The sequence below is a fragment of the Caulobacter sp. GW822-FHT01G02 genome (assembly GCF_058802865.1).
In genome coordinates this window covers 727,079-751,035 of record NZ_JBXAON010000002.1, presented here as the reverse complement: position 1 = coordinate 751,035, position 23,957 = coordinate 727,079, and the positions used below count along the sequence as shown (strand labels likewise).

Annotated in this window: 17 protein-coding genes; 15 read left to right on the top strand and 2 right to left on the bottom strand. The window is 69.5% G+C overall.

The genetic code is table 11. The annotated features are described in order from the left end of the window. From AC1RNC_RS09020 to phoY, 12 genes are all read left to right on the top strand, one after another. A partial coding sequence (locus AC1RNC_RS09020) for a c-type cytochrome (RefSeq protein WP_492885480.1) occupies positions 1 to 285 on the top strand: 285 nt, incomplete at its 5' end. Positions 286 to 291: 6 nt separating this feature from the next. After that, a complete protein-coding gene (gene ccoG, locus AC1RNC_RS09015) occupies positions 292 to 1,785 on the top strand; it encodes a cytochrome c oxidase accessory protein CcoG (RefSeq protein WP_492885478.1) in 1,494 nt (497 codons plus the stop codon). Then, the gene (locus AC1RNC_RS09010; protein WP_492885476.1) at positions 1,782 to 2,288 is read left to right on the top strand and encodes a FixH family protein; all 507 of its coding nucleotides are present in this window, start codon (positions 1,782 to 1,784) and stop codon (positions 2,286 to 2,288) included. The genes ccoG and AC1RNC_RS09010 overlap by 4 nt, the downstream gene beginning before the upstream one ends. Next, complete coding sequence (locus tag AC1RNC_RS09005; protein ID WP_492885474.1) at positions 2,285 to 4,459, top strand: heavy metal translocating P-type ATPase; 2,175 nt, start codon at positions 2,285 to 2,287, stop codon at positions 4,457 to 4,459. Before AC1RNC_RS09010 ends, AC1RNC_RS09005 begins: the two co-directional genes overlap by 4 nt. Continuing rightward, on the top strand, positions 4,456 to 4,620 hold the full coding sequence (gene ccoS / locus AC1RNC_RS09000) for a cbb3-type cytochrome oxidase assembly protein CcoS (protein WP_492839374.1): 165 nt from the start codon (positions 4,456 to 4,458) through the stop codon (positions 4,618 to 4,620). The genes AC1RNC_RS09005 and ccoS overlap by 4 nt, the downstream gene beginning before the upstream one ends. A gap of 66 nt (positions 4,621 to 4,686) precedes the next feature. Continuing rightward, entirely contained in the window at positions 4,687 to 5,478 is a 792-nt protein-coding gene (gene ftrB / locus AC1RNC_RS08995) for a transcriptional activator FtrB (RefSeq protein WP_492885471.1), read from the top strand. Further along, on the top strand, positions 5,475 to 6,836 hold the full coding sequence (gene hemN, locus AC1RNC_RS08990; RefSeq protein WP_492885469.1) for an oxygen-independent coproporphyrinogen III oxidase: 1,362 nt from the start codon (positions 5,475 to 5,477) through the stop codon (positions 6,834 to 6,836). Before ftrB ends, hemN begins: the two co-directional genes overlap by 4 nt. A gap of 55 nt (positions 6,837 to 6,891) precedes the next feature. Then, the gene (locus tag AC1RNC_RS08985) at positions 6,892 to 7,242 is read left to right on the top strand and encodes a hypothetical protein (RefSeq protein WP_492885467.1); all 351 of its coding nucleotides are present in this window, start codon (positions 6,892 to 6,894) and stop codon (positions 7,240 to 7,242) included. Positions 7,243 to 7,292: 50 nt separating this feature from the next. Next, positions 7,293 to 8,528 carry a TolC family protein gene (locus tag AC1RNC_RS08980; protein ID WP_492885465.1) on the top strand — a complete coding sequence of 412 codons (1,236 nt, stop codon included), beginning with the start codon at positions 7,293 to 7,295 and terminating at the stop codon, positions 8,526 to 8,528. After that, complete coding sequence (locus tag AC1RNC_RS08975) at positions 8,525 to 9,673, top strand: efflux RND transporter periplasmic adaptor subunit (protein ID WP_492885463.1); 1,149 nt, start codon at positions 8,525 to 8,527, stop codon at positions 9,671 to 9,673. The genes AC1RNC_RS08980 and AC1RNC_RS08975 overlap by 4 nt, the downstream gene beginning before the upstream one ends. A gap of 2 nt (positions 9,674 to 9,675) precedes the next feature. After that, positions 9,676 to 12,852, top strand: a complete 3,177-nt coding sequence (locus AC1RNC_RS08970; protein WP_492885461.1) for an efflux RND transporter permease subunit — start codon at positions 9,676 to 9,678, stop codon at positions 12,850 to 12,852. An 89-nt stretch (positions 12,853 to 12,941) separates the two neighbouring features. Beyond that, positions 12,942 to 14,603, top strand: coding sequence for an alkaline phosphatase PhoY (gene phoY, locus AC1RNC_RS08965; protein ID WP_492885527.1), 1,662 nt, complete (start codon positions 12,942 to 12,944; stop codon positions 14,601 to 14,603). Positions 14,604 to 14,609: 6 nt separating this feature from the next. On the opposite strand, the gene AC1RNC_RS08960 is transcribed toward phoY, so the two are convergent. Next, a complete protein-coding gene (locus tag AC1RNC_RS08960; RefSeq protein ID WP_492885459.1) occupies positions 14,610 to 15,956 on the bottom strand; it encodes a sigma-54-dependent transcriptional regulator in 1,347 nt (448 codons plus the stop codon). After that, the gene (locus tag AC1RNC_RS08955; RefSeq protein ID WP_492885457.1) at positions 15,956 to 17,788 is read right to left on the bottom strand and encodes a sensor histidine kinase; all 1,833 of its coding nucleotides are present in this window, start codon (positions 17,786 to 17,788) and stop codon (positions 15,956 to 15,958) included. The genes AC1RNC_RS08960 and AC1RNC_RS08955 overlap by 1 nt, the downstream gene beginning before the upstream one ends. Positions 17,789 to 18,040: 252 nt before the next feature. Here AC1RNC_RS08955 and AC1RNC_RS08950 point away from each other — a divergent pair, with 252 nt between their 5' ends. From AC1RNC_RS08950 to AC1RNC_RS08940, 3 genes are all read left to right on the top strand, one after another. Beyond that, complete coding sequence (locus tag AC1RNC_RS08950; RefSeq protein ID WP_492839388.1) at positions 18,041 to 19,375, top strand: dicarboxylate/amino acid:cation symporter; 1,335 nt, start codon at positions 18,041 to 18,043, stop codon at positions 19,373 to 19,375. 55 nt (positions 19,376 to 19,430) lie between these two features. Next, entirely contained in the window at positions 19,431 to 22,493 is a 3,063-nt protein-coding gene (locus tag AC1RNC_RS08945) for a TonB-dependent receptor domain-containing protein (RefSeq protein ID WP_492885455.1), read from the top strand. A gap of 84 nt (positions 22,494 to 22,577) precedes the next feature. After that, on the top strand, positions 22,578 to 23,921 hold the full coding sequence (locus tag AC1RNC_RS08940) for an alpha/beta hydrolase family protein (protein WP_492885453.1): 1,344 nt from the start codon (positions 22,578 to 22,580) through the stop codon (positions 23,919 to 23,921). The last annotated feature ends 36 nt before the right edge of the window (positions 23,922 to 23,957 follow it).

The following is a 23,957-nucleotide window of genomic DNA, read 5'->3' as shown; positions in this document are numbered from 1 at the left end:
CACCTGTCGAACCGTCCGGCCGACGCCGGGGCCATCGCCCGCGCCAAGCCGGTCTTCGACACCCAGTGCGTGGCCTGTCACGGCCTGGAAGGCAAGGGCGACCAGACCCTCGGCGCCCCCAACCTGACCGACAGCGAATGGCTCTACGGCGCCGACCGCGCCGCCATCCGCGGCCAGATCTTCGCCGGCAACGGCGGCGTCATGCCCACCTGGGCCGGACGTCTCAGCCCCGAGACCATCAAGGCCATCGCCGTCTACGTCCACGCCAACGCCGCCGGACAATAACCGGCCATGCCAACCCTCATCGACAACACCAAACCCAAAACCGAAAACCGGACGGCGGTCTCAGCCGCCGCACGGGCCAAGGACAAGGGCGCGCCCAAGGGCAGCGGCCTCTACAAGCCGCGCGAGCCGATCTATCCCAAGCTGGTCCACGGGACGTGGCGCAGGGTGAAGTGGGCGCTGCTCATCGCCACCCTGTCGATCTACTACGTCACCCCATGGATCCGCTGGCGTCGACCCGAAGGCTTCCCGCAGCAGGCCGCGCTGGTCGACTTCACGGGCGGCCGCTTCTACTTCTTCGACATCCAGCTGTGGCCGCAGGACGTCCATATCATCACGGGGCTGATGGTCGCCGGCGCCCTGGCCCTGTTCCTGGTCACCGCGCTGTTTGGCCGACTGTGGTGCGGCTATACTTGCCCCCAGACCGTCTGGACCGACCTCTTCATCGTCGTCGAGCGCCTGTTCGAGGGCGACCGCAACGCCCGCATGCGCCTGGACGCCGCGCCGATGTCCTTCGACAAGCTCTGGCGCAAGGCGGGCAAGCACCTGACCTGGCTTGGCATCGCCTTCGGCACCGGTGGGGCGTGGATCTTCTATTTCCATGACGCTCCGACCCTGATCCGCACCTTCTGGATCGGCCAGGCCCCGGCCACGGCCTATGTCTCCTGCGCCTTGCTGACGGTGACCACCTATGTCTTCGCCGGCTGGATGCGCGAGCAGGTCTGCACCTATATGTGCCCGTGGCCGCGCATCCAGGGCGCCATGCTGGACCAGCACTCGCTGCAGGTGACCTATCTGCGTGATCGCGGCGAGCCGCGCGGCGCGCACAAGAAGGGCCAGGACTGGGCGGGGCGCGGCGACTGCATCGACTGTCACCAGTGCGTCGTGGTCTGCCCGATGGGCATCGACATCCGCGACGGCAGCCAGTTGGAGTGCATCAACTGCGGCCTTTGCGTCGACGCGTGCGACGAGGTCATGACCAAGCTGGCCCGGCCCACGGGTCTCATCGCCTATGACACCGACGCGGCCGTCGCCGCCCGCGCCTGCGGGCGCAAGTCGACCTACAAGCCCGTGCGTTCGCGGACCATCTACTACGCCCTGGCCCTGACCGTGGTCGGCGGCCTGACGCTGGGCGCGTTGATCGGCCGGCCCAAGGCCGACCTCCACGTCATCCGCGACCGCAACCCGATCTTCGTGCGTATGCATGACGGCGCGGTGCGGGACGGCTATACGCTGAAGATCACCAACCGGACCTTCTTCGACCGCCGGTTCGAGATCGCGTTCGACGGCGTGACCGGCGCGCGCCTCAACCAGCCGGGCGCCCCGGGCGCCGTCAGCGTCACCGTGCCGGCGGACCAAGTCGCTTCGGTGCGGGTCTTCGTCACCGCGCCGCCCGAAGCCGAGCTCGCGGCCAGCACGCCGGTCCGCTTCATCGCCCGCGCCGGCGACGTCCAGGCCGACGCCAAGACCGTCTTCCTCTCCGGAGCCGCGAACCCGCAATGACCGCCGCCTCGTCCCCCGAGATCGTCCAGTCCAAGACCGCCAAGCCCATCACCGGCTGGCATGTCCTGATCGCCGTCGTGGCGTTCTTCGCCGTAGTGATCGGCGTCGACACGCTGTTCATGATCAAGGCCTACGGCACCTTCTCGGGCGAGGTCGCCTCCAACCCCTACGAGGCGGGCCTGGCCTTCAACAAGACGCTGGCCCAGCGCCAGCGCGAGGCGGCTTTGGGTTGGACCGCCTCGGTCGAGAAGGCCGACGGCGGCACGGTCGTGGTGCGTCTCGTCGACAAGACCGGCGCGCCGCTGGACCGCCTTTCCATGACCGGCGTCCTAGAGCGTCCCGCCACCGAGGTCGGGCGCCAGACCCTGGACTTCAAGCCGCTGGGCGACGGCCGCTATCAGACCCGCGCGCGGCTCGACGGCGCCTGGGACCTGCGGGCCACGGCGCGCAACAGCCGCGACGTCTTCGAGCTGGAAACGCGTCTGCTGGAGCCCGTCAAATGAACGCCAGCCTGACCGTGGATCGCGATCTGGAAGCCTTCGTTCGCCGCGACGAGGCGGGGCGAGGGCGGCTTGAACTGCTGGTCAGCGGCGCTCGCTGCGCCGCCTGCATCCGCAAGATCGAGACCGCTGTCGCCGGCCTGCCGGGCGTCGCCGGCGTCCGCCTGAACCTGACGACGGGCAAGCTGGCCGTCGAACTCACCGGGCGCGAGGCGCATCCGGAGCGCGTCGTCGAGACGGTCGAGGGCCTGGGCTACCGCGCCTGCCTGTTCGATCCGGCCGAGGCTGTCGCCGCGATCGATCGCGAGGGCCGCGAACTGGCCGTCGCGCTGGGCGTCGCCGGCTTCGGGGCTGGCAATGTGATGATGTTCACGGTCCCGGCCTGGGCGGGCCTGTTCGGCCAGGAGCTGACGCCGGCGACTCTGACCCTGATGTACTGGATGGCCGCGATCGTCGCCACGCCCTGCGCCCTGTTCGCGGGACGGCCGTTCTTCCGCTCGGCCTGGGCGTCGTTGAAGCGCGGCAAGGCGAACATGGACGTGCCGATCTCGATCGGCGTGATCCTGACCCTGATCGTCAGCTTCTCCGAGACCATGCTGCACGGCCAGCACGCCTATTTCGACGCCGCCGTCACCCTGCTGTTCCTGCTGCTGATCGGGCGCTACCTGGATCACCGCCTGCGCGCCAACGCCCGCTCGGCGGCGCGCGACCTTTTGGCCCTGCAAGCCCCGGTGGCTGTGCGCCTGTCGGGCGAGGCCGAGCACGGCGTGCCCGTCGCCGAGATCGTCGTCGGGGACCGGCTGGTCGTGGCCCCTGGTGATCGCGTGCCCGTCGACGGCCTGGTCGAGGCCGGCCGCTCGGAGATCGACAACGCCCTGATCACCGGCGAGACGGCCCTGGCGCCCGTCACGGTCGGGGCGCGACTGCACGCCGGCGCGCTGAATCTCTCCGGCCGCCTGGTCATGACCGCCACGGCGCGCAGCGAGGACTCCACCCTGGCCGCCATCGCCCGGCTGATGGAGGCCGGCGCCCAGACCCGCTCGGCCTATGTCCGCCTGGCCGACAAGGCCGCCGCGCTGTACGTGCCGGTCGTCCACACCGTCGCGGCCGCGACCTTCGTCGGCGGCTGGGCTCTGGGCCTGGGTCCGCGCGAGGCGCTGCTGCGGGCGGCGGCGGTGCTGATCGTCACCTGCCCCTGCGCCCTGGGATTGGCCGCCCCGGCGGTGCAGATCGCCGCCAGCAGCCGCCTCTTCCGCAGGGGCGTGCTGGTCAAGTCCGGCGCGGCCCTGGAGCGCCTGGCCGAGGTCGATCACGTCATCTTCGACAAGACCGGTGTGCTGACCGAAGGCTGCCCCCGTCTTGTCGACGCGCCGGCCCATCTGGTCGCCCTGGCCGCGCCCCTGGCCCGCGCCTCGCGCCACCCCCTGGCCAAGGCCTTGGCCGCGCAAGCCGGCGCCGGCCCTGTCGCCGCCGATTGCGTCGAGACGGCCGGGCAGGGCGTCGAGGGTTTGATCGACGGCCGCCGTGCGCGCCTGGGTCGCGCGGCTTTCGTTGGCGTCAAGGACGGCGACGCGCGCGAGACCGAGCTGTGGTTCGGATTCGAAGGCGACCTGAAGATCCGTTTCGTGTTCGAGGACCAGCCGCGCGCCGACGCGTCCGAGGCCATCGCGCGACTTCGCCGAATGGGCTTGTCGGTCGAGGTTCTGTCGGGCGATCTCGCGGGCCCGGTGCGCGAGATCGCTCACGCTGTCGGCGTCGCGGACTGGCGCGCGGGCCTGACGCCTTTCGACAAGGCCGCGATCGTGGACGGTCTCAAGGCGCAGGGCCGCAAGGTGCTGATGGTCGGCGACGGCCTCAACGACGCCGCCGCCCTGGCTCGGGCGCACGCTTCGATGGCCCCCGGCGCGGCGGTAGACGCCGCCCAGAACGCGGCGGACCTGGTCTTCACCGGCGAGGCCCTCGGCGCGGTGCCCGAGGCGATCGACACCGCCCGGTCGGCCCGCCGTCGGGCGCTGCAGAATTTCGGCTTCTCGGCCATCTATAATGTCGTGGCCATGCCCGCCGCGATGGCGGGCCTGGTCAATCCGTTCATCGCGGCCCTGGCCATGTCGGGCTCGTCGATCGTGGTGTTGCTGAACGCCGCCAGGCCTCGTTTGAGATGGCCCCGCCGATGAACATCATCCTGTTCCTGGCCCCCGCGTCGATCGGGCTCGGCGCCATCGGCCTGCTGGCCTTCTTCTGGACCATGCGCTCGGGCCAGTACGACGACCCCAAGGGCGACGCCGCCCGCATCCTCTACGACCATCTCGACGACAAGCCGCCGGCGGAGGATTGACGCCGATCAAGGTTCGCGGTCGTCGAACGCGGCAAGACGGGTTCACTTCATTGTGGAAGGGCCCGCATGTCCCTCGACACCGCCGACCTGCTTCGTGTCCGCAAGCTGCCCTTGTTGGACGCCGCCTCCGCCGACAGCTTCGCCCAGCTGACACACGACGCCGTGCTGCGAAGCGTTTCGCGCCGCACCGCCTTGACGCTCGAGGGCGAGGTCAGCCCCTGGCTTCCGATCCTTATGGAGGGCTCGGTCGCTCTGGAGAGCGGACGGGAAGGGCAGGGCGCGACCCTGGCCCTGCTGGAACCGTTGTCCACCGTGATGTTGGCCTCGGTGGTGCTGGACGTGCCGGCCTTGGTGACGGCCTGGGCCGCCCCGCGCAGCGAGGTGTTGCTGATCCCCGGCGCGGCGCTGCGCCTGGCCGCCCGAACCGATCCCGCCCTGGCCTTCGCGGTCTCCGAGGAGCTTTCCGGTTGCTACAGCGGCGTCGTTCGCGCCCTGAAGAACCAGCGGCTGCGCGGTACGCGGGAGCGCCTGGCCAACTATCTGCTGACCCAGCACAGGCGCCAGGACGGCGCGACCCGACTGACTTTGCCTAGCCGCAAGCGGGTGCTGGCCTCGCTGCTGGGCATGACGCCCGAGAACCTGTCGCGCGGCTTCGCCAGCCTGGCGCCGCTGGGTGTCGAGGTCGACGGTCCCATCGTCACCCTGCGGCGGCCCGGCGACCTTGCCTTGCTAGCGGCCGCCGACAACTCGATCGACAATCACGCCCCCTTCGACGCCGCCCACCCGGGCCAGGCGGAGCGCGAGCGTCGCCGCTTCAAAGCCATTGATTTTCCGGTCCCCGAGGACGCCCGCCCATGACCGCCACGATCCTGCCCGCCGCCCAACGCCCGCACGCCGAGCGCAACCTGCCGCGCTACACCAGCTATCCGACGGCCCTGGCCTTCGACAGCGCCCATGCGAGCGAGGCCGAGGGCTGGTATGGGGCGACACGGCCGGATGACCGGCTGTCGGTCTATGTCCACGTGCCGTTCTGCCGCCGCCTGTGCTGGTACTGCGGCTGCCACACCTCGATCGCTCCGACCTACGATCGTGTGGGAACCTATCTCGACGTACTCCGGCGCGAGATCGATCTGGTCGCCGGTCGACTGGGCGAGCACGACGGCCTGGCGCACCTGCACTTCGGCGGCGGCAGCCCCAACGCGCTGCGACCGGCCGATTTCGTCGACGTGACGGCCCGACTGGCGCGCGCCTTCCGCCTGCGGCCCGGCGCCGAGATCGCCGCGGAGCTCGATCCTGGCATGTTGTCGCAAGACTTCATCGCGGCGGTCGGCGAGGCTGGCGTGACCCGCGTCAGCCTGGGCGTCCAGACCTTCGATCCGAATGTCCAGACCTTGGTCAACCGTGTCCAGCCCTATGAGCAAGTCGCACGGGCGGTCGAGGGGTTGCGCGGCGCGGGTGTCGGCGGCGTGAACTTCGACCTGATGTACGGTCTGCCCGGCCAGACGCCCGACAATGTCCACGCCTCCGCCCGAGAGGCGGTCGCCCTGCGGCCCGACCGGATCGCCGTGTTCGGCTATGCCCATGTGCCGTGGATGAAGAAGCACCAGACGATGATCCGCGAGGCCGACCTCGCCGATCTCGATGGACGCTGGCTGCAGGCCGAGGCGGCCGACGCGGCCCTGGTCGAGGCCGGCTACGTGCGGATCGGCCTCGACCACTACGCCTTGCCTGACGACGCGCTTAGCCACGCGGCGGCGGAGGGACGGATGCGGCGCAACTTCCAGGGCTACACCGACGACGCGGCGGCGGTGCTCATTCCCATTGGGCCGTCGTCGATCGGTCAGTTCCGCGAGGGCTTCGTCCAGAACCACGTGCCGAGCGACCAATGGGCGGCCCGGATCGCCCAGGGCGAGCTGCCGCTGAACCGCGCCTTGGCCGTGGGCGACGAGGATCGCCTGCGCGCGCTCGTGATCGAACGGCTGATGTGCGACCTCTCCGTCGACGTCGAGGCGATCTGCCGGGATCAGGAGATGTCCAGCGATCTGCTGGCCGAGAGTCTCGACGCCGTCGACGCCCTGGCCTTGGCCGGACTTTGCCGCCGTGACGGCGCGGTGATCTCGATTCCGGAGACGGCGCGACGCCTGATGCGCGTGGTCGCCGCCGCCTTCGACGCGCGCCTACCCAAGGCGGCCGACCGTCACGCCAAGGCGGTCTGAACTGTGATTATGTAACGCGTTCTCAAAGTCGCGCCTCGACGCTATGAGAGCGGTCATGCGGCGCAAGGCGACATGGTGGCGGAACCTGGGAGGCCTTCTGGCCGCCTGTGTCCTGTCACTGCTCGTGGCAGCGCCGATGACCAGCGCCGCGGCTTGCCTCTGCGCGGCGGACGGGGCCGCGATGACCGCCGGCCAAGCGATCCAGGCCGACCACGGACAGGACAGCGCGCCGTGCAAGGCGGCCTGTTGCCTGGGAGGGCACTGCCATCACGCCGGTCCCGCGCTCGACGCGCCCGTTTCGAGCGTCGCCGCGCCGGCCCTCACGGGCGCCCGTCACGCCATCATGCCGGTCCACGCCTTGCCGTCGCTGACGGTCTCCGCTCTCGATCGCCCACCTCGCGGCTGACGGCCCGCGCGCTTTAGCGCGCCGTCGTCATGTCATCGCGAGGAATCTTCATGTCATCGAACCGATGGCCGCTGCGCGCGGCCTTGGCGTTCGCCGCTTGCGGCGTGTTCCATAGCGTGGCGGCGGCCCAGACCGCGCCGCCCCTGGAAACCCTGCTGCGCGAGGCCGCCGCGCCCTATCTGATTGTCGGTGAGGCCGAAACGCGCGCCGCCGAGGGGCGCGCCCAACAGGCCTACGCCCGGCCCAATCCGACGCTGGACCTGCAGGTCGAAAACGTTGGAGGCGACGGATCTTACCGCGACTTCCAGAGCGCCGAGACGACCTTGTCGATCGGCCAGACCCTGGAGCTGGGCGGCAAGCGCGGCGCGCGGGTGGCCACGGCCAAGGCCGAGCTCGACACAGCACGATCGCGCGCTGTCCTAGGCCGTGTCGCCTACGCCCGCGACCTGGTCGTGGCCTATGCGACCGCGGAGGCCGCGAGCGAACGGCTGGTCGTCGCCAGGGAGAGCCATGAGCTGGCCGAGGCCGACGCCCGGGCGGCGCGGTTGTTGGTCGACAACGGCAAGGAAGCCGAACTACGCGCCTTGCAGGCGCGCGCGGCGGTCTCGGTCGCGCAGGCCGAGGTCTCGCGGGCCGAGGCGGAATCGGGTGGAGCGCTGGCCCGGCTGGCGGCCTTGACCGGCGGCGAGCGGACCTTCACCGCCGTGACGCCCGGCGCGTTGGACCATGCCTGGCGCGCCTCCGCCGTCGCGGCTCAAGCGCCGACGGTCGCCGTCGCCGAGGCCGAACAGCGGGTCGCGACGCGAAAGCTCGACCTGGAACACCGCCGCGCCACGCCCGACGTCACCGTCAATTTCGGCGTTCGACGCCTGGCCGGCGAGGACTTCACGGCCGCCGTCGCCGGCTTCTCGCTGCCCTTGCCGCTGTTCGACCGCAACCGAGGCGCGGTGAACGCGGCGCGGGCCGAGGCCGACGCGGCGCGTGCCAGACTGCTCATGGCCCAGGCCGAGGCGATCGCCGACCGCCGCGGCGCCGAGGGCGAGGCGGCGGCGGCCGAACGCTCCGCCGCCGCCGCCCGTGAAGGCGAGGCCGCCGCCCGCGAGGCCTATCGTCTGGCTCGCCTGGGCTACGAGGCCGGCAAGCTGCCGCTGCTCGAACTCCTTTCCGCGCGTCGCGACCTCGTCGCCGCGCGCCAACGCAACGTCGAGGCGCGGCTGACGCGCGCCAAGGCTATGGCGGACCTCGCCCAGGCCAACGGACAGATCGCTTTCGGGGACATCCAATGAACGACCGCAAATGGATCCTGGCCGGCGCGGCTGCCGCGCTGGTGACCACCGCCGGCCTGGGCTTTGGCCTTGGTCGCCTGACCGACCCGGCGCCGGCGCGACCTCCGGTTCACGAAGAGAAGGGGGAAGCGCCGCACGAGGAAGACTTCGTGGCGCTGTCCGCCGCCGACGCCTTCAAGGCCGGTGTGCTGACCACCACGGTCGGACGCGGCGGCGGCTCCGAGCTGGTTCTGCCCGGTCGGGTCGCCCTGGCCGTCAACGCCTCGGCCGCCCTCGGCGCTCCGGTGTCGGGGACGGTCGAGCGCGTCCACGTCGCCGCCGGTGATCGCGTGGCCGCCGGCGCGGCGGTCGCCACCCTACGCAGCGCGGAGGGAGCCGGCGCGCGGGCCAGCGTTGACGCCGCCGACGCCGGGGCGCGCGCCGCCCAGGCCGCCGCGGCTCGTGACCTTCGCCTGCTGGAGGCCGGGGTCGTCGCCCGGCAGGACTGGGAAGTCAGTCAGGCCGCCGCAGACAAGGCCCAGGCCGAACTGCGCGCCGCCCGCGCCCAGGTCGCCGCCCAGGGCGCGCCCCGCGCCGGCGGCCTCGCGACCCTGCGCGCCCCGATCGCCGGGATAGTCACCCGGGTCGACGCGCGCGTCGGCGGCTTTCTGACCCAAGGCGGCCTCGTCGCCGAGATCGCCGACCAGGGGCAGGTCGAGTACGTCTTCGACGCGCCGCCGGCCTCGGCCGGCGCCATCCATGTCGGCGATGCGATCCTGGTCCAGCGGCCGGAAGGCGGGGAAGCCAGCGCGCGCATCGTCGCCGTCGCCCCCAGCGCGCTCGGCGCTGGCGCGGCGGTCGTGCGGGCTAAGCCGACCACGCCCGCGCCGCAGATCGGCGCGATCGTCTCGGCCCGGGTGATCCTCGCCAAGGGGCAGGGCGGCCTGACGGTCCCGGCCGAGGCGGTCCAGACCCTGGAGGGACGCGCCGTGGTGTTCGTCGCCGAGCCCAAGGGCTTCCGCGCCACGCCGGTCGTGACCGGCCGGACCGCCGCCGGTTCGGTCGAGATCCTGAAAGGCCTCACCGGTGGCGAGACCCTTGCCGGCAAGGGCGCTTTCCGCCTGAAGGCCGAACTGGGCAAGGGTGAAGCGGGGCACGAGGACTGATCATGCTGAACCGCCTCATCGACCTTTCGGTCCGCTTCCGCTGGATCGTCGTTCTGCTGGCCGTGGCGCTGTTCGCGTTCGGCCTGCAGCAGCTGTCGCGCCTGCCGATCGACGCCGTGCCCGACATCACCAACCGCCAAGTGCAGATCAACACCATCGCGCCGGCCCTCGGCCCCGAGGAGGTCGAGCGGCAGGTGACCTTCCCTCTCGAGACGGCCTTGGCCGGAACGCCGGGCCTGGTCGAGACCCGCTCGCTGTCGCGGCACGGTTTCTCGCAGATCACCGCCGTGTTCACCGACAGCACCGACCTCTATTTCGCCCGCACCCTGATCAACGAGCGCCTGCAGGCCGCCCGCGCCAACCTGCCTGACGGTCTGGAGCCCAGCATGGGACCGCCCGTCACCGGTCTGGGCGAGGTCTATATCTGGACCGTCGAATTCAAGGGCGCGCCGGCGCGATCCGGGGTCTCCTATGTCACGCCCGAGGGCGAGACCCTGCGGACCGACGTCGAGAAGGCCACCTATCTGCGCACTGTCCAGGACTGGATCGTCGCGCCGCAGTTGAAGACCCTGAACGGCGTCGCGGGCGTCGACGTGCTGGGTGGTTACGTCAAGGAGTACGCGGTCCATCCCGATCCGGCCAAGCTGGCCGCGCGCGGGATCAGTCTGCCACAACTGGTCGAGGCTCTGGAGCACGCCAACCGCATCGCCGGGGCTGGCTACGTCCAGCGCGGCGGCGAGGCCTATATCGTCCGCACCGATGCGCGGGTGAAGAGCCTGGCCGAACTGGCCGACACCCCGATCGGCCGTCGCGGCGGCGCGGTCGTCAAGGTCTCGGACGTCGCCACGGTCGCCATCGGTCATGCCCCGCGCCTGGGCTCGGCCAGCGAGAACGGCCGTGAGGTGGTGATCGGCACGGCCCTGATGCTGGTCGGCGAGAACAGCCGCACCGTCGCCGCCCGCGTCGACGAGCGTTTGAAGGCCATAGCGCCCAGCCTGCCGCCAGAAGTGATCATCAAGCCCGTGCTGGACCGCACCCGGCTGGTCGACGCCACGATCCGCACGGTCGAGCACAACCTGACGGTCGGGGCCCTGCTGGTCATCGCGGTGCTGTTCCTGGCCCTGGGCAACTTCCGCGCCGCCTTGATCACGGCGCTGGTCATCCCGCTTTCGTTCCTGATCGCCGCCATCGCCATGCGGCGGTTCGGGATCAGCGGCAATCTGATGAGCCTTGGGGCGCTGGACTTCGGCCTGATCGTCGACGGCGCCGTGGTGGTGATCGAGAACACGCTGGGACGGCTGGCGCAACGCCGGGACGTCGAGGGGCGCGCTCTGACCGCCGCCGAGCGCCTGTCGATCGCCATCGACGCGGCCAAGGAGATGGCGCGGCCCGCCGCCTTCGGTCAGGCGATCATCCTGCTGGTCTACGCTCCGCTGCTGACCTTCGAGGGCGTCGAGGGCAAGATGTTCACGCCGATGGCCGCCACGGTGATGTTCGCGCTGGCTGGCGCCTTCGTGCTGTCCCTGACCCTGGTCCCGGCCCTGACCGCCCTGGCGGTGCGCGAACCGAAAGGTCACGGCGAGACCAAGGCCATGGCCGCCATCCGCACGCGCTTCGAGCCGGTGCTGCGCGCGGCCGTGGCGCGTCCGAAGGCGGTGGCCGGCGGCGCGGTCTTGGCGCTGGCGCTCGGTGTCATCGCCTTCTTCGCCCTTGGTCGGGAGTTCGCCCCGACGCTCGATGAAGGCGATCTGCTGGTCCAGGCCAGTCGCGTCCCCTCGATCTCGCTTGAGGAGAGCCAGGCCATGCAGTTCGAGGTCGAGAAGGTGCTCTCGGCCCAGCCCGAGGTCGCCCTGGTCTTCACCCGCACCGGCACCGCCGAGATCGCCTCCGACCCGATGCCGCCCAGCGCCTCGGACACCTTCGTGATCCTGAAGCCGCGCAAGGACTGGCCGGATCCCGGCCTGTCCAAGGCCAAGCTGGTCGAGCGGATGGAGGGCGACCTTAGCAAGCTGATCGGCAATGCCTACGAGTTCACTCAACCGATCCAGATGCGCTTCAACGAGCTGATCGCCGGCGTGCGATCGGACGTGGCGGTGAAGGTCTATGGCGACGACTTCGCCGCCATGAGCCGGACCGCCGACCAGATCGCGGCGACGCTGCGCAAGGTCCCCGGCGCTGCGGATGTGAAGGTCGAGCAGATCTCCGGCCAACCGACCATCACCGCCAGTGTCGACCGTACGGCCGCCGCCGCCTTGGGCGTCCACGCCAGCGACGCGGCCGACGCTCTCGAGATCGGCCTCGGCGGTCGCGAGGCCGGCCATATCCTGGAGGGCGACCGCCGCTTCGACGTGGTCGTGCGCCTGGACGACGCCTCGCGCGCCGATCCGGCCGTGATGGGCCAGTTGCCGGTCGTATCGGAGAGCGGAGAAGGCGCGACGGCCATCCCGCTGTCCAGCATCGCCCGCTTCGACACCGCCGAGGGCCCCAATCAGGTCAGTCGCGAGAACGGCAAGCGGCGGATCGTGGTCCAGGCCAATGTCCGGGGCCGCGACCTGGGCGGCTTCGTCGCCGACGCCCAGGTCGCCGTGGCGCGTGAGGTCAGGCCAACACCCGGCTCCTGGCTCGAATGGGGCGGTCAGTTCCAGAACCTGGAGCGGGCCAGCGCGCGACTGGCGATCATCGTGCCGGCCGTGTTCCTGGTCATCGCCGTGCTGCTGTTCTTCGCCCTTGGCTCGGCGACGGAGGCGGCGCTGGTCTTCGGCTGCGTGCCCCTGGCCCTGGTCGGCGGCGCGCTGGCGCTGTTGCTGCGGGGGATGCCGTTCTCGATCTCGGCGGCGGTCGGCTTCATCGCCGTCTCGGGCGTGGCGACGCTGAACGGACTCGTGCTGATGCAGAGCATCAAGCAGCGGATGGTGGGCGCGACCGACATCGCCGCCGCCGTGATAGACGGGACGGTCGGACGCCTGCGGGCGGTGTTGACCACGGCGCTGGTGGCCATTCTGGGGTTCATTCCGATGGCCCTGGCCATCGGCCCCGGGGCAGAGGTCCAGAAGCCCCTCGCCACCGTGGTGGTTGGCGGCCTGCTGACCTCGACCGTGCTGACCCTGCTGGTGCTGCCGAGCTTCTATGTTTGGCTGGCGGAGCGTCGGGGCTCACGCCCGGATCTCACGCAAGGATGAGATGAGAGTCGCCCGGATCGTTTCAATCCTTGCGCGGATGGGCGGTTCGGGCGAAATCGCTTCGAATGAACAAGATGCTTACCTGCGGCCTGTTCGCCGCCGCCATGTCGACCGGCTTGACCGCCCACGCGTCCACGATCTCGGCCAAGCCGGATCCGAAGCTGGTCGTGGTCATCTCGATCGACCAGTTCAGCGCCAACCTCTACGCCCAGCACCGGCCGGAGTTCACCGGTGGGCTGAAGACGCTGAGCGGCGGCGTCGTCTATCCGAACGGCTACCAGTCGCACGCCTTCACCGAGACCTGCCCGGGCCACTCGACCCTGCTGACGGGCAAGCATCCGAACAAGACCGGCATCAGCGCCAATGACTGGTACGACCTCGCCACCGGCAAGACGGTCTACTGCCTGGCCGATCCCAGCGCGACGCCGGCCGACGATCCGAAGGGGCGGGCGGTGTCGCCGGCCAATCTGGTCGCCACCACCTATGGCGATTGGCTGAAGGCCGTGTCGCCGAAGAGCCGGGTGTTTGGCGTGTCGGGCAAGGATCGCGGGGCGATCACCATGTCGGGCCACCAGGCCGACGGCCAGTTCTGGTACCAGCCGGGTTTCGGCTTCACGACCTGGGTCGCCCAGGGCCAGACGGCGGAAGAACGCTTGAAGCCCGTCGCCGCCTTCAACGCCAGGCTGGCGGCGGACCTGAAGAAGCATCCTTACGTCTGGGACTACGACAAGAAGCTGATCGGCGGCTCGGCCAAGCGCTGCCAGGCGCTGGAGGCTGACTACGAGACCGGCGGTCGCAAGTGGCGCGCGGCCCTGCCGATTCCGGTCGCGCCCGACGAGGCCGGCCAGCAGCGCGATCTCTACGCCAGCCCCTATACGGACCAGGTGACCCTGGAACTGGCCCAGACCCTGCGCGAGACGTATGGCTTGGGTGACGGCCCGCAGGTCGACGTGCTGACCGTCAGCCTGTCGGCCACCGACTTCATCGGCCACCGCTTTGGCACGCGCGGTCCGGAGATGTGCGATCAGATCGCCCGTCTCGACGACCGCCTGGGCGCGTTCCTCAAGAGCCTGGACAAGGTCAAGGGCGGGGTCCTGGTCGTGCTGGCCGCCGACCACGGCGGAGCCGACTTCGCCGAGCGCCTGCATGACGAGGGCTATGACAGCGAGCGCGTGATCGGCAAGCCGTGGGTCGCCGGGCTGAACGCCCAACTGCGCAAGGATCTCGACCTGTCGTGGGATCCGCTGATCGCCGACGGCGGCATAGACCAGATCTACGTCGTCGGACCGGATCGCAAGGCGCCCTCGATCACCGACCGCGCTCGCATCACGGCCGCGGCCCTGGCCTTGATCCAGCGGGATCCGGCCGTGGCCGAGGCCTTCGACTCCAACGCCATTCTGACCCTGGCGCCGGCGCCGGCCGACGCCGCGATCGAGGAACTGTCGGTGGCCGAGCGCGTGCGTCGCAGCGTCTATCCGGGCCGGGTCGGGGATATACTGATCGCCTTCAAGCCCAACCGCGTGCCGGCCACGGCGGGCGCGACCTATGTCTCGACCCACGGCAGCCCCTGGGACTACGACCGGCGCGTGCCGATCCTGTTCTGGTGGAAGGGCGCGACGCCGCACGAGCGGGTGCTGCCGCTGGACACGGTCGACATCGCCCCAACCCTCGCCGCCGCCACGGGGATCAAGCCGCCGGCCGATATCGATGGCGTCTGCCGGCCGCTGGTCTACGGCCAACCCTGCCGATAGGGACGGCTAGCGCGATCGCTTGCGGTGCCGGGCCAGATCGATGCCGTGGCGCTCGATCTTGTCGTAGAAGGTCTTGCGCGGAATGCGCAGGACCTCCAGCGCCTTGCGGACGTCGCCTTCGCCGGCCGTAAGGGCTTCCTCGATCAGGTGCGCCTCGTAGGTGGCGACGCGCGCCGGCAGGGGCGGCGGCGGATCCGCCTGCGGATCGCCGCCCTGGTCCGCCAGGCCTAACGCCACCCGCTGGGCGTAGTGGCTGAGTTCGCGGACATTGCCGGGCCAGTCGTGGTTGTAGAGACGCCAGCGGATCTTGTCGTCGATCTTGGGCGGCTCGCCCTCCAGCCGTTCGCGGGCTCGGGCCAGGAAGTGGGCGAACAGCAACGGCACGTCTTCGCGGCGCTCGCGCAGCGGCGGGATGCGGATGCGCACGACGTCCAGGCGGTGAAACAGGTCCTCGCGGAAGGCTCCGGCGGCGACGGCGTCCGACAGGTCCGACTTGGCGGCCGCGACGATGCGCAGGTCCAGGGTCTGGGCGCGGTTCGAGCCCATCGGCGTGATCTCGCGCTCTTCCAGCACCCGCAGGAACTTGCCCTGCGCCTCGGGGGCCAGGGTCTCGATCTCGTCGAGGAACAGGGTGCCGCGATCGGCTTGCTGGATGCGGCCGGCCCGCTGGCGCACCGCGCCGCTGAACGCGCCCAGCTCGTGGCCGAACAGCTCGCTGTCCAAGGCGACGGCGGGCAGGGCGGCGCAGTCGACGGCCACGAACTCTCGATCGCGGCGGCGGCCCCAGGCGTGCAGGGCGCGGGCGGCCAGCTCCTTGCCGACTCCGGTCTCGCCCTCCAGCAGTACGTCGACATCGGCGTTCGCCAGCTGTCTTAGCGTGGCGCGCAATCGCTCCATGACCGCCGTCTGGCCGATCAGCGGCCAGTCGCTCTGGGCCTCGACGGCCAGGGTGCGCAGGGTGCGGTTCTCCAGCACCAGCCGACGCTTCTCCATCGCCCGCCGGACGCTGCTGACCAGGCGGTCCGGGGCGTAGGGCTTGGCCACGAAGTCGTAGACGCCGTCGTGCATGGCCTCGACCGCCTCGGAGACGTCGGCATGACCGGTGATCAGGATGACCGGCAGATCCTCGTCCTGGGCCTTGAGGCGACGAAACAATTGGCGGCCGTCCAGACCCGGCATGCGGATGTCGCTGACCACCACGCCTGGGAATCCGGCGGGCAGGGCGGCCAACGCAGCCTCGGCCGCGGCGAAGGCCAAGACCTCGAACCCGGCCAAATGCAGGGTCTGGACATTGGCGTCGCGCAGCACGTCGTCATCGTCGATGAAGGCCACTTGGTTGACGGGAGCAAACATCAGATACGCGCCTTGGGGAGGGACATGACGAAGCGGGCGCCGCCAGGAGCGGGCTCCAGGGAAAGCTCACCGCCGAACTCGGCGACGATGTCGCGGCTGATCACCAGGCCGAGGCCGAGCCCGCGCGGCTTGGTGGTCGCGAAGGGCGTGAACAGGCTCTTGGCCGCCTCGGGGGCGACACCGGGACCGTTGTCGGCGACCCTGATCCGCACCTGCGCGCGCTTGACCACGACCTCGACGCGGATCTCCGGATCGGGCGTGTCCTCCAGCGCTTCCAGGGCGTTCTGCAGCAGATTGACCAGCACCTGCTCCAGCCGGAAGCGCTCAGCCATCACGCGGGCGGCCTCGTCGGCCTCGTCGCGGATCACCCGGACGTTCTGCTGACGCACGCGTGGGCCGACCAGCAGCAGGGCGCCATCGATGGCGTCGCGCACGGTCACCGGCGCGGCGGGCGCGCTGGACTTGCGGGCGAAGGCGCGCAGTTCGTCGGTGATCAGGCCGATACGCTCGGTCAGGCCGGCGATCAGGCCGAGATTGGCCCTGGCGGTCTTGTCGTCGGCGCGATCCAGGAAGGCGGCGGCGTTGTCCGCATAGGCGCGAATGGCGGCGACCGGCTGGTTGATTTCGTGCGCCACGCCGGCGGCGATCTGGCCCAGGGTGGCCAGCTTGTTCGACTGGACCAGCTCATCCTGCATCCGGTGGGCGTGGGCCTCGGCGCGGCGGCGTTCCTCGATCTCGACGATCAGGCGCTGGTTGGTCTCTCTAAGCTCCGCGGTACGCTCGGCGACGCGAGCCTCCAGCTTCAACCGGGCTGCCTCCTGGCGGGCGGAGCGGAGGCTGGCCTGACCCCGCCAGCGCAGGATGGCGAAGGCGGCGCCGCAAACGACCAGACCGACCAGCAGGGCGATGGCTCGCGCTCCGGCGACGGCGGTCCGCAAGGTTTCGCCCACCGGCGTGAACGTGAAGACCGTCCAGCCGGCGGCCCCCAGGTCGGCGCTGGCGGCCATGAAGCGCGTATCATCGTCCGCCGCCGCCGTGGTCAGGACCGGCGGCCGGCCGGCCACGGGCGCGGGCGTGGCCTTCAGCACCGAGAACGGGGCGTCTCCGAAGCGGTGCTCGGTGCGCAGTTGTTCCTGCTCGGCGCGGGGCAGGCGCGTGAGGGTCGAGAACCGCCAGGCCGGGATGGAGGTCACCAGGATCACGCCGCGCGGGTCGGCGACGAAAGCGGGTTCGGCGGACGACCACTCGGCCTCCAGCGCCTCGAATTCCACCTTCACGACCACGACGCCCAGCATGCCCTCGCGCCCTTCGACGCGGCGGGACATGAACAGGCCTGGCCTGCGGCTGACCGTGCCCAGCGCAAACAGTTCGGCGACGCCGTTGGCGCTGGCTTCCTTGAAATAGGGGCGGAAGCTGTAGTCGGAGCCGACGAAGCTGGTCGGTTCACGCCAGTTGCTGGCGGCGATGGTCATGCCCTTGGCGTTCAGCACATAGATCACCGCCGCGCGCGTGCCGCCGCTCAGGGTTTCCAGCTTGCGGTTCAGGGCGTCGATGCCGCGCGGCTCCGCCGAGCGCAGGGTCTCGGCGACATCCGGGTCCTGGGCCAGCACGAAGGGCAGCGAGCGGTGCTTGGCCAGTTCACTGCGCAGCACGGCCGCGTGCAGGGTGGCGGAGGTCTGGGCCTGACGCGCCAGGTCGGCCTCGGTGCGCCGTTCGGCGACCGCGCCCGCGAAGCCGACGACGGCCGCCAGGATGATCACGCTCACCGCGAAATAGGCCGCCCAGCGAAGGGCGATCGGGTCGGCGAGATTCGGCGACCGCAAGGTCGTCATCGACGGGCTTCCAGGGTTTGTGTGGATTCTCGCACAAATGCCGGATTTGGTGTGAGGATTTTCGCAGTCAGCGAAGCGGGCCGTCTCGCCTTCGAAGGTAAAATATCAAATAAAAACAATGTCTTGTGGCTTTTCTTCATGCCGCTTGCGCGGACTTCCGCCTGAAAGGATCGTCTATCCAGGCGTCCTGGCAAAGGGGCGCGGGGTGGAAACGCGGCCAACAGGCCGGTCCGAGAGGCGACAGTGAAGACGATCCAACCGGCCGCGCCCGCGCGAACTCCCGAGCGATCCAAGCCGTTCTTCCAGCACCTCTATTTCCAGGTGCTGCTCGCCATCGTCCTGGGCGGCGCCATCGGCCACTACTATCCGGAGATGGGCCAATCGCTGAAGCCGCTGGGCGACGCCTTCATCAAGCTGGTGAAGATGGTCATCGCCCCGGTGATCTTCCTGACTGTCGTGACCGGCATCGCCGGCATGCGCGACCTGGAGAAGGTCGGCCGCGTGGCCGTCAAGGCGTTGGTCTATTTCCTGGTCTTCTCGACCCTGGCCCTGATCGTCGGCCTGATCGTCGCCAATGTCGTCCAGCCGGGCGCGGGCATGAACATCGATCCGGCCACCCTGAAGACCGACAAGGTCGCCGAATACGCCGCCAAGGCGCATGACCAGACCGTTGTCGGCTTCCTGATGCACATCATCCCGGACACCGTGGTCGGCGCCTTCGCCGAGGGCGAGATCCTGCAGGTGCTGCTGATCTCGATCCTGTTCGGCCTGTCGCTGACCCTGGTCGGCGAGCCGGCCCGGCCCGTGGTCGACTTCCTGGAACTGGTCGCCCAGGCCTTCTTCAAGTTCGTGCACATCGTGATGAAGGCCGCCCCGATCGGCGCCTTCGGGGCCTTCGCCTTCACGATCGGCAAGTACGGCATCGCCTCGGTGGCGAACCTGGCCATGCTGGTTGGCACCTTCTACCTGACCTCGGCGCTGTTCGTGATCGTGGTGCTGGGCGCGGTGGGCATCGCCAACGGCTTCTCGATCTTCAGCCTGATCCGCTATCTGAAGGCCGAACTGCTGCTGGTGCTGGGAACCAGTTCGTCGGAAGCCGCGCTGCCCAGCCTGATCGAGAAGCTGGAAAAGGCCGGTTGCCCGAAGTCGGTCGTCGGTCTCGTCGTCCCGCTGGGCTATTCGTTCAATCTGGACGGCACCAACATCTACATGACCCTGGCGGCGCTGTTTATCGCCCAGGCCACCGGCGTTCATTTGTCGTGGGAGCAGCAGGCGCTGCTGCTGGGTGTGGCCATGCTGAGCTCGAAGGGCGCGGCGGGCGTGACCGGCGCGGGCTTCATCACCCTGGCCGCGACCCTGTCGGTGGTCCCCTCCGTTCCGGTGGCCGGCATGGCCCTGATCCTGGGCGTTGACCGCTTCATGTCCGAGTGCCGAGCGCTGACCAATTTCACCGGCAACGCGGTGGCGGCGATCGTCGTCTCGCGCTGGGAGCGCGGCCTGGACGTCGCGGCCTTCAAGTCGGCCCTGAACCCGAAGAAACACCCGCCGGCCGCCGGCGGTCCCATCCCGGACCCCGTGCGTCCTTAAGGCGCCGTATCGAATTCCAGAGCCTAGTCAGAACAAGAAAATTGGGGAGCTAAACGTGACGCACCAAACCCTCCGCGGCTATCGCCGCCGCCTCGTCCAAGGCGCGGCCCTGGCCAGCCTGCTGATCGCCACCGCCGCCGCCGCCCAGGAAACCGCCGACACCAAGGTCGAAGAAATCGTCGTGGTCGGCAGCCAGATCAAGGGCGCCAAGACCACGGCCGCCCTGCCGGTGACCGTGCTGGACAACAATCAGATCGCCGCCACCGGCGCGGTCTCGGGCGACGACCTGTTCCGCTCGATCCCGGCGATGGGCGACGTCTTCATCAATCCGAGCAACGCGGCCCAGACCAGCAACTCGACGCGCGGCGACGTCAATTCGATCAACCTGCGCAGCCTGGGCGTCGGCAACACCCTGGTGCTGCTGAACGGCCGCCGTCTGGTCTCGCACCCGACCAGCCAGTCGTCGGGCACCGTGCCGTTGCTGGGCTACAACGCCAACGCCATCCCGACCTCGAACCTCGAGCGCCTGGAGGTGCTGCGCGACGGCGCCGCCGCCATCTACGGCGCTGACGCCGTGGCTGGGGTGGTCAACACGGTGCTGCAAAGCGACTTCGACGGCCTGACCGTCGACGCCCAGTACGGCTGGGCCGAGGGCACGCACCGCAAGGAATACACCAGCAACATCTTCGCCGGCCGCAACTTCGCCGAAGGCCGGGGCAACATCTCGCTGAACGGCAACTTCACCTGGCGCACGGCCCAGCGTCCCAGCGACCGGCCCTACACCGCGACCCAGGACCTGCGCTCGTTGTTCGCCGGCTATCCGGACTATGCCGCCAGCGCCGCGCCGGACAATCGCGGCAACCAGAACTCGTTCGCCAACTTCACGGTGTTCGGCGGCCCCGGCGTCATCCGCCAAGGGACGACGGCCCTGACCACCGCCGCCGGCGCGACCCACGTCCAGCCCAACACCATCGCCGGCTGCGCCACCCAGCTCGGCAACGGCCTGTGCCTAGGCACGGGCAACCTGGCGACCGGAAGCACCGCAAACGCCTATCGCTACAACGCGGTGCAGAACGACGCGACGACGGTCCAGCCGGAGATTGAGCGCCAGAACCTCTTCTTGAACGGCCACTACGACATCAGCGACACCCTGACGGCCTATGGCGAGCTCGGCTTCTACCACGCCACGTCCGAGGGCCTGACGACCCAGGGCACCAGCCTGGTGACCATCGGCGTGCCGGCCAGCAACTACTGGAACCCCTTCGGCCCGGTGACCTTCGCCAACGGTACGGTCAATCCTAACCGCTTGCCGGGCCTGACCAACGTGCCGGTCACCGGCCTGCCGGTGACCTTCACCAACTACCGTTTCAACGACCTGGGCCCGAGCAAGGTCGAGGTCGAGAACTACCAGACCCGCTTCCTGGGCGGGCTGAAGGGCGAGCGGTGGGGCTGGTCCTGGGACTCGGCGCTGCTCTATTCGAAGGCCGACGCCAAGGACGAGAGCGACGGCATCGACAGCAAGAAGCTGGCCGCCTCGCTGACCCTGTCGACCCCCGACGCCTACAACCCGTTCAACGGCGGCTGCCTGGACGGCACGGGCGGTCGTGACTGCACGCCCAGCTCCAAGGCCGCGCTGGACGCCATCCGTTTCCGCCTGAAGCGCCACTCGACCACCACCCTGACCCTGGCCGACTTCAAGGTCTCCAAGCCGGACCTGCTGACCATCTGGTCGGGCGATGTCGGCGTCGCCGCCGGCGTCGAGTTCCGTCACGAGACCCAGCGGGATCGCCGCGATCCACAGCTGGACGGCCGTACGCCCTTCACCGACCCGGTCACCGGCGCGACCAGCAACAGCAACGTCACCGGCGTCAATGATACGCCCAGCACCAAGGGCTCGCGCGATGTCGGCTCGGCCTTCGTCGAGTTCGCCCTGCCGCTGGTCTCGCCGGAGATGAATATCCCGCTGGTCCGCCGCATCGATCTCCAGGTGGCCGGCCGCTACGAGAACTACAGCGACTTCGGGTCGGTCGCGAAGCCGAAGGTGGCCTTCGCCTGGGACGTGGTCGACGGCGTCCGCTTCCGCGGCTCCTGGCAGAAGGGCTTCCGCGCCCCGAACCTGGAGACGACCAATCCGTTCGCCTATTCGCGGACCAACACCGTCACCGACTATTACCGCTGCGAGGCCGACCTGCGCGCCGGCCGCATCTCGACCTTCAGCGCCTGCACGCGCGGAGTAGGCATCCGCTTCACCACGGCCGGCAACCCGAACCTGAAGGCCGAGGAGAGCGAGAGCTATTCGGTGGGCGTCGTGCTGCAGCCGACCTTCATTCCGGAGCGGTTCGGCCGCTTCACGGTCACTGTCGATCGCTGGCAGATCAAGCAGCAGGGCATCGTCGGCACGCTGGGCTCGACCAACGCCGCCGTGCAGGACTATCTGTTCCGCCTGACGGGCACGACCAACGCCAGCGTCATCCGCGCCGCCCCGACGGTGGACGACATCGCCTTTTTCAACGGCACGGGCCTGACCCCGGTCGGCCAGATCCTTGAGATCCGCGACCAGTTCAAGAACCTGCAGCCCCAGACCGTCAGCGGCATCGACTTCGGCCTGAACTGGACGCTGCGCACCGACAAGCTGGGTCGCTTCAGCGCCAATGTCGACGGCACGTACATGGACAAGTTCTCGCAGGAACTGGCCCCGCCGATCGCCGACCTGTTCGCCGCCCGCGCCGCCGGCACGATCAACCCGGCCACGCCGCTGACCGATCCGGGCGACCTGCTGAAGCGCAACGGCAAGCCGAAGTGGAAGTGGAGCGGCACGGGCACCTGGCGCGGCGGCCCGGTTCAGATCGGCGCCTCGGTGATCTACACCGGCGCGGTGCTGGACACCGACCTGCTGTCGACCAAGGGCGAGCCCTGGCGCGTGGAGCCGCTGACCACGGTCAACCTCTATGCCCAGTATCGCTTCGCGCGGAAGGGCTGGGCCAACGACACCCGCATCCGGGTCGGCGCGCGCAACCTGTTCGACAAGGATCCGCCGCTGTCGTCGTCGGGCTTCATCGGCTCGCTCTACAATCCCTATGCCCGCTACTGGTACATGAGCGTCAGCAAGTCGTTCTGAGGCTGAGCCCCCCGGCCGCTCCAACATCCTCCCATGGAGCGGCCGGCTTCCCTTCGTATTTGCGTGACGAGGTTTTCGCCGGTGATGAAGCTGTCCCCCAAGCTCTCGGGCGCCGCTCTGGCTTTCGGCCTGGCGATGTCCGCCTCGGCCGCTCATGCCGAAGCGCCCGCCGCAAAGACCTGTCCCGATGGTCTGCCGGCCGAGACCAAATGTATGGCTGGCCAGGACATCAATGGCGCCTACTATTGGATCGCTATTCCAAAGGCTTGGAACGGAACGCTCGTCCTGCATGCCCATGGCGGGCCGCGCCTGAAGAAGCCCAAGCCCGACGACGCGATCGAGGATCTGCAGCGCTTCGCCGTCACCGTCGCCGAGGGCTACGCCTGGGCCGGCTCCAACTATCGCCGTGAAGGCTACGGCGTCCGCTCGGCCGCCGAGGACAGCGACAACCTGCGCAAGCTGTTCTGGGAGACTTATGGCCGGCCCAAGCGCACGGTGCTGCACGGCCAGTCCTGGGGCGGCAATGTCGCGGCCAAGACCGCCGAGCTCTACGGCAAGGACGCCGACGGCAAGCTGATCTATGACGGCGTCATCCTCACCAGCGGCGTGGTCTCGGGCGGCACGCGCGCCTACGACTTCCGCGCCGACCTGCGGGCCGTCTACCAGTACTATTGCGGCAACCACCCGGAGAAGGGCGAGACCCAGTATCCGCTGTGGCAGGGTCAGCCAGTTGGGTCGAAGCTGACCAACAAGGCGCTGGACGAGCGCGTCAACGCGTGCACCGGCGTCGACCTGCCGGTCGGCCAGCGCACCGCCCGGCAGCAGCGCAACCTGACCAACATCCTGGCCGTCACGAAGATCCCCGAGCGCACCCTGGGCAGTCACCTGGGCTGGGCGACCTTCACCTTCGCCGACATGGTCAACAAGCGGCTGGACGGCAAGAACCCCTTCACCAATATCGGCGTGACCTACAAGGGCTCGGACGACGACACGGCGCTGAACAAAGGTGTGATCCGCTTCAAGGCCGATCCCGAGGGCGTGCGCAAGCTGGCCGACGACAGCGACCTGACCGGCAAGCTACTGGTTCCGACCCTGACGATGCACGCCATCGACGATCCGACCGCTTTCGTCGAACTGGAACAGGTGTTCCATGACGCCGTCGCCAAGGCTGGCAAGAGCGACCTGCTGGTCCAATCGTTCACCGACGAACACGAGCACTCCAAGCTCGCCACGCCCGAATACGCCGCCCTGCTGCGCGCCATGACCGCCTGGATCGAGCAGGGGACCAAGCCCACCCCCGCGACCCTGGCCGCCGGGTGCGCCGAGGCCGTGAAGACCTATGGCGAGGCCTGCCACTTCCAGGTCGACTACAAGGTTCCGGCGCTGTCGACCCGCAGTTATCCGCGCGCCAAGCCGGGCCTGAAGTAGGCGCACGGCCGCCGGCAGCCTTGCCGTGAAGTCGTG